15 protein-coding genes are annotated in these 16,712 nt (G+C 68.4%); 8 read left to right on the forward strand and 7 right to left on the reverse strand.

Translation table 11 applies throughout. The annotated features are described in order from the left end of the window. Window positions 1-6 precede the first annotated feature (6 nt). Together HH310_RS09575 and HH310_RS09580 are read right to left on the reverse strand one after the other, a co-directional pair. A complete protein-coding gene (locus HH310_RS09575) occupies window positions 7-465 on the reverse strand; it encodes a hypothetical protein (RefSeq protein ID WP_169175106.1) in 459 nt (152 codons plus the stop codon). After that, complete coding sequence (locus HH310_RS09580) at window positions 423-821, reverse strand: hypothetical protein (RefSeq protein WP_169175107.1); 399 nt, start codon at window positions 819-821, stop codon at window positions 423-425. Before HH310_RS09580 ends, HH310_RS09575 begins: the two co-directional genes overlap by 43 nt. Window positions 822-1,095: 274 nt before the next feature. Between HH310_RS09580 and HH310_RS09585 the strand changes: the two genes are divergently transcribed. After that, window positions 1,096-2,331, forward strand: a complete 1,236-nt coding sequence (locus tag HH310_RS09585; protein WP_169175108.1) for a helix-turn-helix domain-containing protein — start codon at window positions 1,096-1,098, stop codon at window positions 2,329-2,331. Window positions 2,332-2,371: 40 nt separating this feature from the next. Here the strand turns inward: HH310_RS09585 and HH310_RS09590 are convergent, their stop codons facing one another. The 5 genes from HH310_RS09590 to HH310_RS09610 form a co-directional block, all read right to left on the reverse strand. Beyond that, window positions 2,372-2,860, reverse strand: a complete 489-nt coding sequence (locus HH310_RS09590; RefSeq protein WP_169175109.1) for a hypothetical protein — start codon at window positions 2,858-2,860, stop codon at window positions 2,372-2,374. 245 nt (window positions 2,861-3,105) lie between these two features. Then, window positions 3,106-4,983, reverse strand: a complete 1,878-nt coding sequence (locus tag HH310_RS09595) for a hypothetical protein (protein WP_169175110.1) — start codon at window positions 4,981-4,983, stop codon at window positions 3,106-3,108. After that, window positions 4,980-5,591 (reverse strand): RNA polymerase sigma factor, encoded by a 612-nt coding sequence (locus HH310_RS09600; RefSeq protein ID WP_169175111.1) that lies wholly within the window; start codon window positions 5,589-5,591, stop codon window positions 4,980-4,982. Before HH310_RS09600 ends, HH310_RS09595 begins: the two co-directional genes overlap by 4 nt. 147 nt (window positions 5,592-5,738) lie before the next feature. Next, entirely contained in the window at window positions 5,739-5,921 is a 183-nt protein-coding gene (locus tag HH310_RS09605) for a hypothetical protein (protein ID WP_169175112.1), read from the reverse strand. A gap of 933 nt (window positions 5,922-6,854) precedes the next feature. After that, entirely contained in the window at window positions 6,855-7,232 is a 378-nt protein-coding gene (locus HH310_RS09610; RefSeq protein ID WP_169175113.1) for a hypothetical protein, read from the reverse strand. A gap of 370 nt (window positions 7,233-7,602) precedes the next feature. Between HH310_RS09610 and HH310_RS09615 the strand changes: the two genes are divergently transcribed. The 7 genes from HH310_RS09615 to HH310_RS09645 all read left to right on the forward strand — a co-directional run bounded on the left by HH310_RS09615 (window position 7,603) and on the right by HH310_RS09645 (window position 16,657). Continuing rightward, a complete protein-coding gene (locus HH310_RS09615) occupies window positions 7,603-8,103 on the forward strand; it encodes a hypothetical protein (protein ID WP_169175114.1) in 501 nt (166 codons plus the stop codon). A 183-nt stretch (window positions 8,104-8,286) separates the two neighbouring features. Next, window positions 8,287-8,538: a hypothetical protein gene (locus HH310_RS09620; RefSeq protein WP_169175115.1), complete on the forward strand. Its 252-nt coding sequence runs from the start codon at window positions 8,287-8,289 to the stop codon at window positions 8,536-8,538. A gap of 467 nt (window positions 8,539-9,005) precedes the next feature. Then, window positions 9,006-9,323 (forward strand): hypothetical protein, encoded by a 318-nt coding sequence (locus tag HH310_RS09625; protein ID WP_169175116.1) that lies wholly within the window; start codon window positions 9,006-9,008, stop codon window positions 9,321-9,323. A 126-nt stretch (window positions 9,324-9,449) separates the two neighbouring features. Next, window positions 9,450-9,905 (forward strand): hypothetical protein, encoded by a 456-nt coding sequence (locus tag HH310_RS09630; protein ID WP_169175117.1) that lies wholly within the window; start codon window positions 9,450-9,452, stop codon window positions 9,903-9,905. A 934-nt stretch (window positions 9,906-10,839) separates the two neighbouring features. Then, window positions 10,840-11,994 carry a patatin-like phospholipase family protein gene (locus tag HH310_RS09635; RefSeq protein ID WP_211191972.1) on the forward strand — a complete coding sequence of 385 codons (1,155 nt, stop codon included), beginning with the start codon at window positions 10,840-10,842 and terminating at the stop codon, window positions 11,992-11,994. 6 nt (window positions 11,995-12,000) lie between these two features. Further along, window positions 12,001-15,372: a hypothetical protein gene (locus HH310_RS09640; RefSeq protein WP_169175118.1), complete on the forward strand. Its 3,372-nt coding sequence runs from the start codon at window positions 12,001-12,003 to the stop codon at window positions 15,370-15,372. 13 nt (window positions 15,373-15,385) lie between these two features. Beyond that, window positions 15,386-16,657 carry a hypothetical protein gene (locus HH310_RS09645; RefSeq protein WP_169175119.1) on the forward strand — a complete coding sequence of 424 codons (1,272 nt, stop codon included), beginning with the start codon at window positions 15,386-15,388 and terminating at the stop codon, window positions 16,655-16,657. The last annotated feature ends 55 nt before the right edge of the window (window positions 16,658-16,712 follow it).

Consider the following 16,712-nt stretch of genomic DNA (forward strand, 5'->3'; position numbering starts at 1 on the left):
AGCCAATCAGCTCCAGACGCGTACGTGCGACCGGGCGACGGTCGGCCGGGCCGGGCCCGAGTCCCACGCAGTGTCGTTGCGCGGGAAGTGGCTCTCGGCGATCAGCTCGCCGACCGCGAAGGAGTGCCGGTACGTGGGCGGGTTCTCGTCAAGGGCGTTGACCCAGGTGTAGAGCCCGCCGAACACCGCGACGGAGAGCGTGTGTCCCGTCTCGTGCGACGCGAGCGCGCCCCGGGCCGACGGCCCGAAACTGCCCGAGGAGCCGGGCGCCCCGGTGATGAAGGTGAAGTTGCCGAGGTTGAACCCGCCGGAAAACCCGGTGACCGCCACGAGGGCCCCACCAGTCGACTCCACGGTTGCCGTGAGCGGGTCGAACCGCACAGCCGTGAGTCCGCCCGCGGCCAGCGCGAACGGCAGGTTGATCAGGAACAGCAGCAGTCCGAACGCGGTCGCGAACCAGGACATCGGGCGTACCCAGCTGGTCCAGCCCAGGATCGCCTGGAAGACGATCGTGCGGTCAGCGCCGGGAAAACCGCCAGCAGGCCGGTGATCAGCAGCCCGGTGTCGAGGGGTACGCCGACCGCCGCCGGCACCACTGACCAGATCCCGAAGTTCAACGCCGCGGTGAGCCCGATCAGGAAGCCGCGGGCCAGCATCTCCAGCGCCGACGGCTGCAGCACGAACGGCGACGGTGGCAGCAGCAGCAGCGGCGGCACGGTGGCGAGACCGGGTAGGACGCCGATGGTGGCGATCAGGTACGCAGTGACGTAGTAGGTGCCAAGTGACAGCAACACCAGCACGATCCAGCCGCCAGCCGTCATGGTCCCCAGTACCGGACCGGTGAGAAGGCCGAACAGCCACACGCCGAGCGAACTGAGGACGACCGCGCTGACGCCGAGGAAGGCCGCCGTCGTGCCAACGCGGGTTCCGAATAGGTCGCCGATGACTACGGTGAACCCAGGGGGTGGGACGGCTCGCCATGCAGCCGGTCCGGCGTACGCTCATGGCCGGTTGCCGAGCGGTGAACAGCGTGGCGGGTGGCGCCCGCGCCCAGGCGGAGCGACGCGGAGGGTGGCATCGGCCGTGGAAAACGGCATGACCTCGGTCGACGAACTGACCGCCATGATCGAACAGCGCGCCACCGTCGACGTGCGGCTGAGCCTGTGCCATAGCACGGACGGCTGGCAGATCAATTACGGCGAAGTGCTGGTCGGCGCCGAGGGCGCGATCCGCGAGCGCACCTGGCGCTACAGCCAGGACGCCTTCGTCGAGCGTCGTCTGCCCGGACCGCTGGTCGCCGAGCTCGTTCGCGAAAAGCCGCAGCAGCTCGCCGGGCTGACGGTGACCGCACCGGCCGCGCAGGACGCCGGCAACTTCCAGCGGCTCGCCGCCAACGTGCGCTACAACAACACGACGCTGCCGTGGCCCCGCACCGAATGGCACCTCAACCCCGCGACGCAGGCCTCGACGCGGCCGCGCAGCGTGCTGGTCGGAGACGGGCCGAGCTACCTGCACGCCGAGGCAGCGTTCAACGCCTTCTTCTACGCGGCCGCCACCGAAACCGGCCCTCGCCCGCCGCACATGCTGTGGCGCATCGTCCGGCTCGACCCTCGCGGCCGCATCCACCAGGTCACCATCGCCCCCGACACCTTGACCGTGCTCGTCCAAGGCGACCAGCTCACCGGCGCCATGCTGGAACTGAGCAGCCCAGAGGGCCAGCGGCTACACCCGCTCGGCACGAGCGGGCAGGTCCAGTTCGACACGCCGCACGGCCTGACCCCCGGCACCCTGCTGATGCTGCGCAGCGACAACGACTGGATGGACTTCCGCTACTTCCCGGCACCCGGATCCCCGGATACCGGCGACCGGTCGGTGACCTGGGACCTGCCCGGCGCCGACGTCAGCGTACTGATCGCCGGCGGCGAAACCCAGTACGTCGAGTTCAAGGACCAGCTACCCGTCCACAAGCACCGCAGGAAGATGCTCAAAACGGTCGCGGCGTTCGCCTCCGGCGAGGGCGGAACCGTGCTGATCGGGGTGAGCGACGACGGGCAGATCACCGGCGTCGACGCGACGAACCTCGACGAGCTCACCCTCGCCGTGCGCGGCATGATCCGCAGCATGATCGACCCGGACCCGGCGGTCACCGTTCGGGCGGTGCCGATTGACGGTAAGACGGTGCTGGTGATCGAGGTCCGCGCAGGGGCCGGCTGGTACGCCTACAACCGGGAGAAGCCGGAGTTCTATCTACGCCGCGGCGCCAGCACGATGCCGGCTCGGCTGGCCGAGATTGCCGGCGGTTTCGGTCAACCAGCCGGGCCGTTTCGCTGACGGTCCGGCCGGTGTAGACCCCAGCAGCACGGGCAGGGGGTCATAGCGCCGGCCCGAGCGCCGACAACGGGTACACCGCCGGATGGTCCTCGTCGGCCGTGTCGAGGTGCGTGTGGCACCACAGGGTCGCCTGCCCGACCGGATCGCGGGGCCAGGTTACTGTCAGGTAGGCGACCGTGCCGTGCGCACCGCCATCGCGCAGCCGGATCCGCTGCCCAGCCTGCAGGGGCGACTGGGTCTCGATCAGTCGCCGTGCGGCGCCGCGCTGCGCCAGCCCGTACTCGAGCAGTTCGTGCAGATGCCCGGCCGCGCGAGCGCTGAACGCTACGGTTACCGACGGCTCCGGACCGTCGACGGTCAGCCGTACGGCGGTCGAGTCCGCCGGTCCGGCGAAGTGACGCAGTTCCGATGCCAGCTGTGCCACGCCCGCGCCTGGAGCAGTGTCGGCGATCATCGCGGTTAGCTCGGCGGCCTGCCGGTAGGTCAGCTCGTGACTGGTCAGCACGGCCCCGGCCGACTCGGTCAGCACAAGCCGGGTGTACGGGCTACGTTCCCCGGTTCGGCGCCGGCCACCCACACGTCAAGCACGCCGGCCAGCGCGGCCGCGACCTTCACCGGCGCTGCCTCAGCCCGCGGGCAGCAAATCGGCGACTTCGTGGGCAGGGCGTCGGGTGGGCGGCCACACGTGTCACCGTACGCCGCACACACCCGAACCCGCCGCAGCCGCAGAGTCCACCGCCCGTTTGTCTCCTGGTGGCCAGCCCCGATGCCTGGCTATCTCGTCAACTGCGCCTCGTCTTGCCTCCGGTGCCGTTCTGTTCGCTCTGACCTGGGGGAGGTTTCTGTCTCAGTTGGACTGGGAGCGGTCCAGTCCGGGAAACGCATGTTCTCGTCGGGCACAAACACCCAGGCGGCCTCACCCGGTGCCGTCATCGCCTGCGGGACGGTGACCCTCAGGTACCGGTCACCGTCGTAGAGCCGACCGTGCGTCACATCTTGATACACCAGGTCCGACACTGCCACCGCCATGCTGGCCGTCGGATGTGCGTCGAGGGCTTGCTTCAGCGGTGCCGCGTCGACCAGGCGGGTCACCGTAGTCGCCGCCTGCCCGGCGACGCCGGCGGCCGTCGTAACGACGCCTTCGTGCACCGCCACACGCAGCCGAAGCCGCGCCTCGTCGGTGGCGTAGAGGTTGTACTCGCGCAATTCCCGGTCCACCGCCCCGAGCAGCTGGTCGAACACAGTCCTCCATGGCGTTCCGATCGGCAGGACCGCCAACTCACCGCCGTCGGCGGCGTGGCGCTGCCAGCGACCACTGTCCAGACCGACCTGCCGGGCAGCGTCATCGAGAACCTGCTGGACCGCTCGTTGCCACCGCGAACGTAGCCCGGCATCCGCCTGGCCAAAGCCCGCAACATCGCAGGCGAGCAGCACGCGCCGCACAGGCGAGAGAATGGGCAGCGTTGCACCGCGGGGAAACGCCGTCGCTGACCTGTATGACTCGGGCAGGACGTAGCGCATCCTGGAGATCATCAGGGTCGATCGCAGCGCGGACCAGGAACTCACCAATCCGGCAAGCTGGTTGCGCTCTTGACCGTCCCGGCCCGCCCCTCCGCAGGAGCTCTCCACCAGCAGCCGCCCGAGCTCCTCACGGCGCTTGGCCGGCAGCCGCTCGCAGCACACCAGCACCCGCTGGATCGCCTCGGGGCGTTCCTGCGGCCGCCATAACCACCACAGGCGATCGGTAGCCCGCAACACCTGGCGCCATTGGTCTCGCAGGTCATCCGGCCGGGCCGCGTACTTCACCTGCCACACGGAACCGTCGGCGGTGAGGTGGTCTGCGGCCGCTAGGAAATCGGCGGCTACGTCACCTGGACCCGACGCAAGCGGGGTGTGGCGCAGGAGCGAACCCCACATCGGAACTGACGGGTCGGCCGGCCACCGCTCATCACATCCGCTGTCGAGAGGTGCCAGCAACCCGAGAGCGGCATGAGCCCGCCCTACCGATCCAAGACCAACCAGAGAGATACCGTGTTCCATGTCGTGGGATTGGTCAACTACGGTTCCCCGCGACACCGAGCCGGTGCTCCACGTCGCCGCCGGCGCAGCGTCGGGGCTGGCTCCGAGGCCGGGGAGATCGACTACTGCCACCGCCGCCGCGGATCGATGCGCGTCATCCAGGATCCGCTGAGCTTCAGCGCGAAGTCCGTCGGCCTCCAGCTGCGCCTGCTTGACGATGTCGGCGGCCTTGCGCAGCGCGCTGTCGCGGTAGCGCTCGGCGTCGGCCAGGGCGGCCGCCATCACCGGGCTCAGGCGGCCGAGCATAGCGGCGTCAAGTGCCGGGCCCGGCCGGGCATGCGGCCGCGAGGACGCACCCGTGATCCGCACGGTCAACCTGTTGTCGCCATCCAACAGGCGGCGGGCATCGGCGGTGGCCGTCGGCCGGGCGGCAGACACGGGCGGGATGTCGTCGGCCGGTTTGGCTCCGGCATTGCGGCGTACCCGGCTCATGATCTCCTCGCGGCGGCGGTCGAGTTCTCCACCGCTCAGCCGCTCCTGGGTCATGCTGTCTGCCAGCTCGATCATGTCGGCCAGTTCGCCGAAGAACTCGTCGTTGTCCACCGGGTCGCGGTTGAAGTCGTCGCGGTTCATCGGTTGTCCTCCCTCGTCAGGTCCTCGTGGGACGGGCAGGGTCTATTTCGGTCGTACTCGTCGACCAGCGGCCGTAATCGGTCGCGGGCAAGTTTGAGGTTCTGCCTGATCGTCGACTCGCTCTTGCGCAGTTCGGCGGCGATCTCGGTCATCGACAGCCCGTCCAGAAATCGGATCAGGACGGCCCGCTGGGTGGGCGGCAACTCGTCGAGAAGTTCCTCGGTCCACTGCTCGTCCTGCATCAGGTCGAGCTCGAAGCATCGGTCAACCTGATCCGGGAGCGAGGCGTTCGGCACGGGGACGTAGCGGTCATCGTGGCGATCACGACGGATCTTGATGATGGTCCGGGGGACGGCCGCACGTGCGTACGCGACCGGATTACGGATCTTGGTCCAGTTGTCGTAGATGTACGCCATGACGGTGCCGACCGCCTCGTCCGCGTCGTGGTAGCTCTTTCCCCACACGGTGGCGAAGACCAGCAGCGGCTTATAGTGGATGTTGAAGAACGCCGTGAACTGCTCGTCGACCGAGGACGGCGGCGCATCAGGGTCCGGGGCGTCGTCCGCATCCGACGCTGTGGCGGCCAGCTCCTTGTTCAGTTGGACCACCGACGGCCCTCCGATCTCGTCGTGTTCTCGTCTGACAGCCTGCCGGACCGGAGACCGGGCCGTCAGCGAGGGCCGTGCTCGACAGGGCCTCTATCTGGTAGGACCCGTCGATCGCCACCGTGTGAAGTCCGCGCACAAGATTTTTTGCTATCGGCCGGTCACCGCGATCACCGTCACCGCGATCGCCACCGCGGCCGCCGCGGCGATCGCGGTGACCAGCACCGAGGCGGTGGTCAAGAAGACCCCACCGACTCCTGCCAGCACCCCATTGACCAGCCACAACACTTTCCGGTGCCCGGTGCCGTCCCGCCCTTGTCCGCTGCGGACCATGCCGCACCGCCCTTCGTTGATCCGCTGTGCCCGTTCAGCACGCTCTGCCAACGAGGACCGGTTCGTCCCACCCGCGTGAAAACCGCAGGTCAGCTCTTACACCATCGAGTGACATACGAGCCGCTTGGATCGCCAGGTGTCAGGGAATACGAACGGTCGCCCGGCGGGCGCGTCTAGGCGAGCCGGGCGACCGGTCAGCGATTCGGGCGTGGTGCGGGCCGCGTGGGGGCAGGGAGCCGGCCCGGGAGCGCGCTTCGGTCTGCGCCGCCGCGGGGCCGCTGACCGGGGCCTGCCGTCCGGATTGGCCAGGCGCCACAACTTGCGGCTGAGATCACGCATGACCTCGTCGGTCCGTACCGCAGGCCGCCAACTCCGCGTGGTCTGATAGACCAGCGAGAGGGCCGGCCCCCACCATCGAGCCAGGTCGGCAACTGCTCGTCGACGGCGATCGCCGCGGCCGTCAGCTGCGCCACATCGGCGAACGCGCCCGCCACGCCGCCGCGGGCGCGAATCTGGCGCCCTTCCTGCGTGCGGGGGCGTTGGTGTGGCAAGACGTGGCTGGCCAGGATGTCGCCAATGACGCCGATCGCGTCGGCGGCCCGCCGCATCCGCAGGGGAGCCTCGCCTGGCTCCGCCATCGGCTCTGGGTACTCCCGGCCCACCTGTGCAGCACCTTGCAAGCCGGCAAACAACCTGGTCGAGTCCTTTCCGGCTCGCCGCAGCAAGTCTGTCGCCGTCGCACGATCCGCCACCTCGTAGACCGGTCGGCCCCCAGCGAGCAACCCTGTCACCCGCGCCAGCTGGGTATAGACCGCTGACCGAGCCAGCGCAACCGCATACCCGTCGCTCGTGGACACCAGCCGTTGGTTACGCTCGCGGCCGCCGACGCGTGCAGCGCGTTGATGGTCTCGACCTGCCAGAAGCCGATCGAGGTCATGCCAATGCCGCCGCGGCATCACGCAGCTGCTCGACGCTAGCGTCGTGGGCCATCCTCATCAGCAACGGGCTATCGGCGGCCGACCGGGACAGGTGGTAGACCGCCAACTGCTCCAGCAGTGCCGCGACTGCAGTCCGGGCCTCGCGGTTATCGCTCGGCGAGCCCGCCTGCACCTGCACGTCCTGGTCGGGATAGAGCCGGTCACGCACCTCGAGCAGGTCCGGGCCGATGCGGTCCCACACCGGATCGGAGCCTCCCAGGTGCTTCCACGCCTGCAAGGCCAGCCAGATCCCGCCTGGCGCTGCGTCGTCATCCTCGCCGCCGGCGAGGCTGGCGGTCACCGCCCAGACCGCTGCGCTGTACTCCATGTCCATGCCGGGCAGCCTGCTGCAGCCAGCGACGCCCGTCCACCCCGTTCCCGCCACCTGTGGATAACTCACGCACTGTGCGCCGATCCGAGGCCAGACCTCGGGGGCAATCGTCGTGGTCCTCGGGATCTTTTCCGAACTACTCCCGATGAGCTCAGCGGCGGGTTGAGAAGCGGACGATGGTCGCCAATCGGCTGGCGTACTCTGTTGCGTTTCCGCTGGTCAGAGGGGACCGACGAGATTCTTCCGAAAATCTTGACGATGGCCAGTGCAGAAACCGCTCCGCGTCTCGTGTCATGTCCGTAGGGGGTCGCGTTTTCTCAGCTCCAGCCCCTGGAGCTGGAGCGGCGCGAGCCAGAAGGAGAGGCACTCGAAGATGAGCGCCTTCCCGAGGGGAAGCTGTCAGCCCCTCGAACAGGACCGGGGCAAGACGGGCCCGGCAGGCAATTCGGTCGAAGCCCCGGACCTCGGTCTTGGGCGGCGGCGCGTCGAGCTATCGACGCCGACCTGGATGGATCTTGACGAAGGGCAGTCGAAGATCCTGAAGGATGACTTTGTCCACTGGTTCACGACCGACGGCAACCGCATTCTCCTCGCCGCCGGTCACAGCATCGCTGGCCGCGGGGGAAACGAGCTCGGCGCGGATGCGGCCGTCAAGTGTTATGAGCAGTGGCCCGACCTGCGTAAGCGGGAACTGTTCAAGGGAAGCCCTCGGTATTGCTACCAGGTCGTCCGGAACCTGTTCCTCGACCAGAACAAGACCAGCTATAACCGCAATGAGATTCGCGCGGGGCTGCCGGGACACCTCTCCCCCGAGGAGGGTTCGACCGGGACGGTCTGGGACAAGGCTGACGGCGATGAGGCTGATCCCGACTGAGAAGTTAGGTTCGCAGTCAATTCTCTCGGCGACGAGAAAAGTGAGCTGATCTTCCTCGTTTACTGGCTGCGCATGAGCCGGGTGAAGGCCGCAGAGGCTATGGGTATCACCCGCCGTCAGGCAGACAGGATTCATGAGTCCGCCATGGGGGAGCTGCGCGCTCTTCTGGAGTAGGAGGGTCAAGTGGACGTTGAAAAGCGTTTGCTGAATATGACCAACTCCTTCGCGGAACACGCGTCTAAGGAAGATCTGGACGCGTTCACGGCACAGGTTCTTGATCGTTTGGGGCTGACCGTGCCGAGTAAGACCGGAACCCCTGGAGGTGCCGACCCCACTGGGGTCGGCCCCTCCAGGGGCGGTCTTCGTGAAGGACGCGACACCGACCGGCTGGTCGGAGAAAGGACAGAAGCGAAGATGTTCGACTGCCGGTCGTGAGCGACCGGCGATCCGTAGGAGCGTCAAGGCTTGCCTTGCGCTGATCGGTGGTCCACCGCTCTGCTGAGCGAAGGGAAGCAACTCAGCAGCCGGGCTTGATAGCAGCCAGGAGAAGCGCGTGGCGCACTCGCGGCAACCTCATCCAGGGGGAGGAACCGCAACCAGTCCACTCAATCAACGATGAGAAAGGAGGTGTCGACGAGTGACTGAGCAACGCAACGCTGCTAAGCCCTGGGGCGGTTCACTTACCAGATTCTTGGTCTTGGTGATCGCGCTCCCGGTGCAGCTGGTTCTAATCCTCGTGGCTGACGGTCGCCTGGCGGGGCGACGTTGGCTGCAGGGGATGACCGCAGCACTGCTGCCGGGTTTGGTGATGCGTAGGTAGTCAAGTTAGATAGGGGCCCGCGGCGGTAACCGCGGGCCCCTGTTTCTCGTCCATGCCTATCTTTGAAACCCAGAAATCGAGCGTGCAGAAACTACTGCGGGAATCGTGTCATAAGCGAAACCGGCAAGTATGTGCCACCAAAAGCGCGGCCGAGCAATGCCGTATCGACGTTCTGGAGTTTTCGATGCTTGACAAGATTCTGTTCTTCATTCTTTCGGCACTGGCCGCGTTGACGTTGTCTCCGATCATCGCGGGAATCGCCGTCTGGGCGGGGGCTTTCGCCGGCATGACTGGCGGCGCGCTGATCATCCTGTTCGGCAGCACGACCGCCGGCGTTTTCGCCGCGCTCATGACGCTCGCCGGCCTCGCGGCCAACCTGTTCTTCTCGAGCTCGAAGTAGCCCCAGTGCGCCGCCGGCCCCACCTGCGGAAAGGTCGCCGTCATCACGAACATCGGACGGCGTTCGAGCTCGCACCTCGCCAGCCTGAACACCAGCGCGGCCTGGGACTGGACGTTCGCCACAGCAATGTTGAAATACATTACGACCGGCGACGCCGATGTCCTGCGCGGCCTCGCGGACACCAGCCGGCCACCTCATGAGCAGGCCGCGGCCGCTGTCGCTTATGCCGCTGCGTTGCTTGAGGACGGGTGCCCCGACATGGCAGTTCAGGAACTAGAGGCACTCCTCGTTCGCGACGAACTGGATCTGGTTGATCATGCTTGGGTGCAGCTTCAGCACGCCAGAGCACTCAGCGAATTGGGCCGACGGCAGGAGGCACGCGACGAAGCGCTAAGCCTGATCGGTCTGGGTCACCTGGCCGCCTACGACGTCACCGCCGCCGCGATCGGCGGCGCGGCCGCGAGCACCGTAATGGCCGTCTCCGACTGGGATGCGCAGGACTTCGCCAGCACGATGTCAGCCTCTGACACCACTGGGTCCTGTCTCCATCAAACCCGGTGCAGGACAGCGCCACCAGATTAGCGGGTGGGGACTATCCGAACAGGTCAACAAGTCGTTCCGCGCATGGAGTCGCGACAGTGCCATAGCGTTGATATCAGTTGACGAAGCCTGGCTGCATCTGCGGTCGGCCTCGTTACTCGCGGGCCTGCTCGGTGATCACACAGCATGGCGCAACACCACACGTGACTTGGCCGTCTACATGCTGACCGATCACGAGCACGGAATCGACGCCGAAGCCGTCGCTGAATCGCTGTTGACCAGCGGGCTCAGGCGCGCCTCATCGGCGTAGCAGCTTGCCACCCTGCGCCAATTCGGCCAGCGTCGGGCCGGTGGCTCGCACTGACCAGCCTCCCGCTGGGTGTGGTCGTGCTCGACGGCGGCATGCAGGTCCGGGCCTGGAATCCCCGGCGCGGAAGATCTTTGGGGGCTGCGTCAGGACGAGGTGATCGACCAGCACTTCCTCACCGTCGACATCGGCTTGCCCACCGATCGGCTGCGGCCGCTGATCCGGGCCGTCCTCGCGGGCGACTCCGTCCGGTAGGAGACGACGATCGATGCGGCCAGCTGCCGCGGTCGCCCCATCAAGGTCGACCTCTCCTGCATCCCGCCGCACGACCGCACCGGCCCCGCCGCCATCCGGATGATGCGGGGTCGTCAGCGGGGATTAGCTCAGGGACAGGCGAGTCAGATATTAACCAGCAGCCGGGACGGGCCGAGATAGACGGTCGCCGCGCACACCCGGCAGGCCAACAACCTCGAACCCACCGTCCTGCTGGGACTGGCCGGCATGCGCACCAGGAACGCTGCGTACGGCAGCGAGTGAGACATCGGCCGGTCTCGCTCGGTATCAGCTCATCAACGGTTGACGTCCGGGGGTAGGTGCCGAGAAGCGAAAACCCGCACGATCCGTAATCGGACAGTGACATGCAGTCGCGGACATGGCTATGGTGTGCCGGTGTCCGACCAGTCACAAGTGACGGATGCTCGGTCGCCGGTCACGCCGGGTGGTGCGGAGCGGCTTGAGGCAGGCACCGCGCTGTGCCTGTCCGGCGGCGGCTACCGGGCGATGTTGTTCCACGTCGGGGCGTTGTGGCGGCTCAACGAGCTGGGGTGGCTGCCGCGGCTGGACCGGGTGTCCAGTGTGTCGGGTGGGTCGATCACCGCCGGGGTGCTCGGATTCGGGTGGTCGCGGCTGGTCTTCGACGCCGGTGGAGTCGCGGGCAATCTCGATGAGGTCGTGGTCGCGCCGGTGCGTGCGCTCGCTGGCTGGACAATCGACGTGCCGTCGGTGATTCGTGGACTGCTCGGCCGCGGCACTGTGGCCAGCCGGGCCGCCGCCGCGTATCGCAAGCATCTGTTCGGCGCGGCCACCCTGCAGCGGTTGCCGGACCGGCCCCGGTTCGTGATCAACGCGACGAACCTGCAGACCGGAACCCTGTGGCGGTTCTCGAAGCCCTACATGGCCGACTACCAGATCGGCATGATCCAGAATCCGGACGTCGCGTTGGCGGTGGCGGTCGCGGCGTCGGCGGCTTTTCCGCCGGTGCTGTCGCCGCTGCGGTTGAGTCTGCGGCGGGAGGCGTTCGCGGCGGACGGGCGCGGCGAGCTGTTCCGGCCGCCGTTCACCGAGGAGGCGGTGCTCAGCGACGGCGGCGTGTACGACAACCTCGGGTTGGAGACGGCCTGGAAGCGTTACCTCACCGTCCTGGTCAGCGACGGCGGCGGCCACATGGAACCGGCGGGTGAGATCCCGGGCGACTGGGTGCGCGCGTCGATCCGGGTTGGTTCGGTTGTCGACAACCAGGTGCGGAGTCTGCGTAAGCGCCAGGTGGCGGCCGCGTTCCTGGCCGGGGACCGGAGCGGCGCCTACTGGGGCATCCGGGGCAACATCGCCGAAGTCGAGCCGTTGCCGGGTGCCCTGCCCTGTCCGCGTGAGCAGACCTCCGCGCTCGCCGCGGTGGCAACGCGGCTGTCGCGCATGGAGCCGGTCCGGCAGCAGCGGCTGATCAACTGGGGTTACGCGGCCGCCGACGAGGCGATGCGCCGCTGGGTCGTCCTCGATGCGCCCGCGCCCGCGGGGTTTCCGTATCCGTCGGCCGGCGTCGGGTAGCGGGACGTGACGGCACCGGAGCCGGCCTTCCGCGAGCTGCGGGTGTTCGCGGTCGACCCGGGAATGACGGCCCGCTTCGCCACCGCCGTGCTCAACGAGCGGATCGCCCGGATCCGATGGGAACCGCTGGAACCGGGTCCGGTCGGCGAATACCTCGAGATCCGCGACGAGGACAAGGATCGGCGCCGGCTCTTTCCGCCGATCGACCTGGACCGTCCGGAGTTGCTCGCGCAGTACGGGCTGTCCCCGTCGGACGGCAATCCGTGGTTCCGGCAGCAAATGGTCTACGCGGTCGCGATGACCACGATCAGCCGCTTCGAGCAGGGGCTCGGCCGGCCGGCTCAGTGGGCGCCGCTGCCCGAACCGGACGTGAGCGGCTCGACCCACCGGCGCCGGCTCGTGCTGTTCCCGCACTATCAGGAGATGGCCAACGCGCACTACGACCCGGAGGCCGGACTGTGCTTCGGCTACTTCGCCGGAATGGCGGAGACTCCGCTGGCCGGTACGGTCGTGTTCACCTGCCTGTCCCAGGACGTCGTCGCGCACGAGCTCACGCACGCACTGCTCAAGGGCATGAACGTCGGTTTCCAGGACGCGGGCCCGGTGCACGAGGCGTTCGCCGACATGGTCGCGTTGTTTCAGCACTTCGACGACAGTGAGGTGCTGCGCGAGCAGATCCGGGCGATCGGCGGTGACCTGGAGCGGCGCAGCCAGCTCGGTGCGGTAGGTATGCAGATGGGTGAGGCCCTCGGCCTGCCGGACGGCCTGCGCAACGCTCTCGGCAGCAGCGGTCCGGACGGGGTGTGGCGGCCCCGGCGGCCGGATCCGCACGCGTACCAGAACGCCAAGGAGGATCACGAACGCGGTGACATCCTGGTGGCGGCGGTTTTCGACGCGTTCCGCGCGATCTACACCGCGCGGGTGGCCGATCTGCGCCGCATCGCGACCGGAGGCACCGGGGTGCTGCCGGCCGGTGAGGCGCATCCCGATCTGGTGCACCGGATGAGCGTCGCCGCTGCCGCCACCGCCGGCGAGGTGCAGCAGATGTGCATTCGAGCGCTGGACTATCTGCCGCCGGTCGGTGTCACGTTCGGTGACTTTCTCCAGGCCATGGTCACGGCGGATCGCGACGTCGATCCCGAAGACGCCGAGCACCGCAGGGTGGCCGTGCTGGAGGCCTTCCGCGGTTACGGGATGCTGCCCTCGGGCGTTCTGACGGTCTCCGCCGACACCATGGCATGGCCCGGCGCTTCCTCCGCCGACCAAATCCAGACCATCACCGATTTCGTACGGGATTTGGCCCGCCGCACCACATATTGGACGCTGCCGACCGACCGGGCGCGGCTGTGGGAGCTGCGCGAGGGTTGGAAGCGGGACCTGGCCGCGGCGTTGCGTTCGGCGAAGGCGCGGGTGGGACCGGTCAACGGCGCCGAGGCGCTGGAGGTGAGCTCGTGCGATCTGCGCCGCCGGGCCGGCTCGGCGGGCAGCCTGTCCCTGGAATGGGTGATCAAGATTGTCCAGGACGGGCGGGGTGTCACGCTGCTCGTCGACGCCGACAGCGGGCGGCTGAACTACCTGATCACGACGGGATCCGGGCCCGGCGAGCGGCTGAGCCTGCTCGAGCGCAGCTCGCAGTTGGTGCAGCCGGTGCCTGCGCGGCGGCTGCTCCGGGCGTACGCGGTCGATCCTGATCTGGGCATTGAGCTCGCCTCGGCGGGCATCAACGAGGTGACCCTGGCCGTGCCGTGGGAGCGCGGGCCCGGCGGTGCCGACATCCTCCAGCCGGGACCCGCCGGTGAGTATCTCGAGGTGATCGACCACGATCCGGCGAGCGGCGCCTACTACGCGCCGGTGGATCTCAACCGGCCGGCGATCGTCGCCCAGCACGGCCTGACGCCCTCGGAGAGCAACCCGCAGTTCCATCAGCAGATGACCTACGCGGTGGCGATGCGGATCATCCGGGATTTCGAGTCGGCGCTGGGCCGGCTGGTGTTGTGGTCGCCGCGGCGACGTTCGAGCGGGCGCGAGGAGTACGTGCGGCGGCTGCGGATCCATCCGCACGCGCTGCGCGAGGCGAACGCTTATTACAGCCCGGCGCGCAAGGCGCTGCTGTTCGGCTACTTCACCGCGCCGAGTGTCGAGGACGGCCCGCAGCTCACCGTGTTCACCTGTCTGTCGCACGACATCGTGGCGCACGAGGTCACGCACGCCATCCTCGACGGCATCCACCGTCGTTTCGACGAACCGACCAATCCGGACGTGCTCGCGTTCCACGAGGCGTTCGCCGATCTGGTGGCGCTGTTCGAGCATTTCTCCGTACCTGACGTGCTGGTCCAGCAGATCGCCGAGACCCGCGGCGATCTCACCGCGCAGAACCGGCTGGGTGAGCTGGCCCGGCAGTTCGGCCGGGCCACCGGGCGGCGCGGTGCGCTGCGCACGGCGATCGGTAAGGCCGACCCGACGGCGTACCGGCGGGTGAGCGAGCCGCACGAGCGCGGGGCGATCCTGGTCGCCGCGGTCTTCGACGCGTTCCTGACCATCTACCGGGCGCGGGTCGCCGACCTGCTGCGTATCGCGACTCAGGGCACCGGCGTCCTGCCGAAGGGCCGGCTGCATCCGGACCTCGTCCGCCGGCTGGCCGACGAGGCCGCCGCGGCCGCGGGGCGGGTGCTGCGCATGTGTATCCGCGCGCTGGACTACTGCCCGCCGGTGGACATCACCTTCGGCGACTACCTGCGCGCGCTGATCACCGCGGACGTCGAGCACGGTGCCGAGACCCACGACCGAGTGGCGTTCGTCGAAGCCTTCCGCCGCCACGGGATCGTGCCGGAGGACGTGCGTACCCTGTCCCCGGACGGCCTGCTGTGGCGCCCGACCGCGGCCGCGCCGGACGAGAATGACGCGGTCGTGCTGGAACCGGTACGCAAATGGGCGGTGGACATCCCGTCGTGGCATCTGACCCGCGACCGCCGGGAGCTGTTCGACCTGACCCGGGGCCACCGGCGTGGACTGCATCGCTATCTGAGCGGCGTGGCCAAGGCCGGTGGCTGGGCGTTGCGCGACATCGACCCGGCGCTACCCTTCGAGGTGCATTCCCTGCGACCGTCGACCGGCAGCGATGTGGCCGGCCGGCCCGACCTGCACTGGATCATCGAACTGATCCAGGCGGTCCCGCAGCCGGGTGGTGCGACACTGCTCGGCGGATGCACGCTGATCGTCGACGGGCGCACCGGACGGGTTCGCTACACCATCCACAAGCGGCTGGACCCGGACCGCCGTGAGCGTCAGCTGGCCTACCTGAGCGAGCCCGGCGGCCTGGCCGCGACCTACTTCACCGAGCCGGCGGGCGAGCCGTTCGCCCTGCTGCACCGGGGGTGAGCAGGTGCCCCGGGTGCGCGTACGAATGTTTCGGCAGGGACTGGGCGACTGTTTCCTGCTGACCGTCACCGACGACAACGCCGAGCACCACTTGCTGATCGACTTCGGCGTCCTGCTCGGCACCCGCGATGCCACGGCCGTGATGCGGACGGTCGCCTCGGACATCGTCGACGTCACCGGCGGGCACCTGGACGCCGTGGTGGCGACGCACGAGCACTGGGACCACATCTCCGGATTCCAGCAAGCCCGCGACGTGCTGGCCGGCCTGGTCATCGACGAGGCCTGGCTGGCCTGGACCGAGATCCCCCACGATCCGCAGGCCGAGGCCCTGCGCGAGCGCCACGACAACGCGCGGCGCCGCATCGCCGCCGCGGCGCAGGCCTGCGCCGCTACCGACATCCGCCGCGCCGAACGGCTGCACGGGCTGCTCGGCTTCTACGGTGACCTGGCCGCGGCCGGCAAGGGTGCGACCACGGCGTCGGCGATGCAATGGGTCAAGGACAACGCGACGGCGATCCGATACCTGGAACCGGGCGACCGCTTCGACGCCCTCGGCTTGGGAATCCATGTGCTGGGCCCGCCCCGCGACCCGAAGATGATCAAGAAGAGCGATCCTAGCCGCGCCCACCCCGAGGTCTACACCCTCGATGCCGGATCCGACCTGCTCACCTCGAGCCCGCCGTTCGACAGCTTCTTCGCCGTCGGCGCCGAGGCCACACCGATCATCGAACGCTACCGGGAGGCCGCGCAGCGGTGGCGCCGGATCGACACCGACTGGGCCGGCGCGGCCGAGATCCTCGCCCTGCGGCTGGATTCCGACACGAACAACACGAGCGTGGTGCTCGCCATCGAACTCGGCCCCGGCGGTCCGATCCTGCTCTTCCCCGGTGACGCGCAGGTCGGCAGCTGGCTGTCCTGGGAAATGCTCGAATGGCCGGGCCCGGTGCGGTCGGCCGATCTGCTCGCGCGCACGGTCCTCTACAAAGTCGGCCACCACGGAAGCCACAACGCGACGCTGCGCGCTAAGGGCCTGGAGCAGATGACCAGTCCGGACCTGGTGGCGATGATCCCGGTCGACCGGGTGATGGCGCAGAGGCAGCGGTGGAACATGCCGCTGCCCTCGCTGCTGCGGCGGCTGGAGGAGAAAACCCGAGGACGGATTCTGGACGCACAGTTAGGCCGGCCCGAGGTCAGACCGGAGGCGTTGAGCCGGGCCGACTGGGAACGGTTCCTGGCTCGAACCGCCGTCGCGCCCCGCTGGGTCGACTACGAGCTGGATTGGTGAGGGCGGCTTTCGTTGACGGCCGGTTTCCGCGTCGCGCGTCACCAGTGAGTAAAAG

It is taken from the genome of Actinoplanes sp. TBRC 11911, assembly GCF_012933445.1.
Classification (GTDB): domain Bacteria; phylum Actinomycetota; class Actinomycetes; order Mycobacteriales; family Micromonosporaceae; genus Actinoplanes.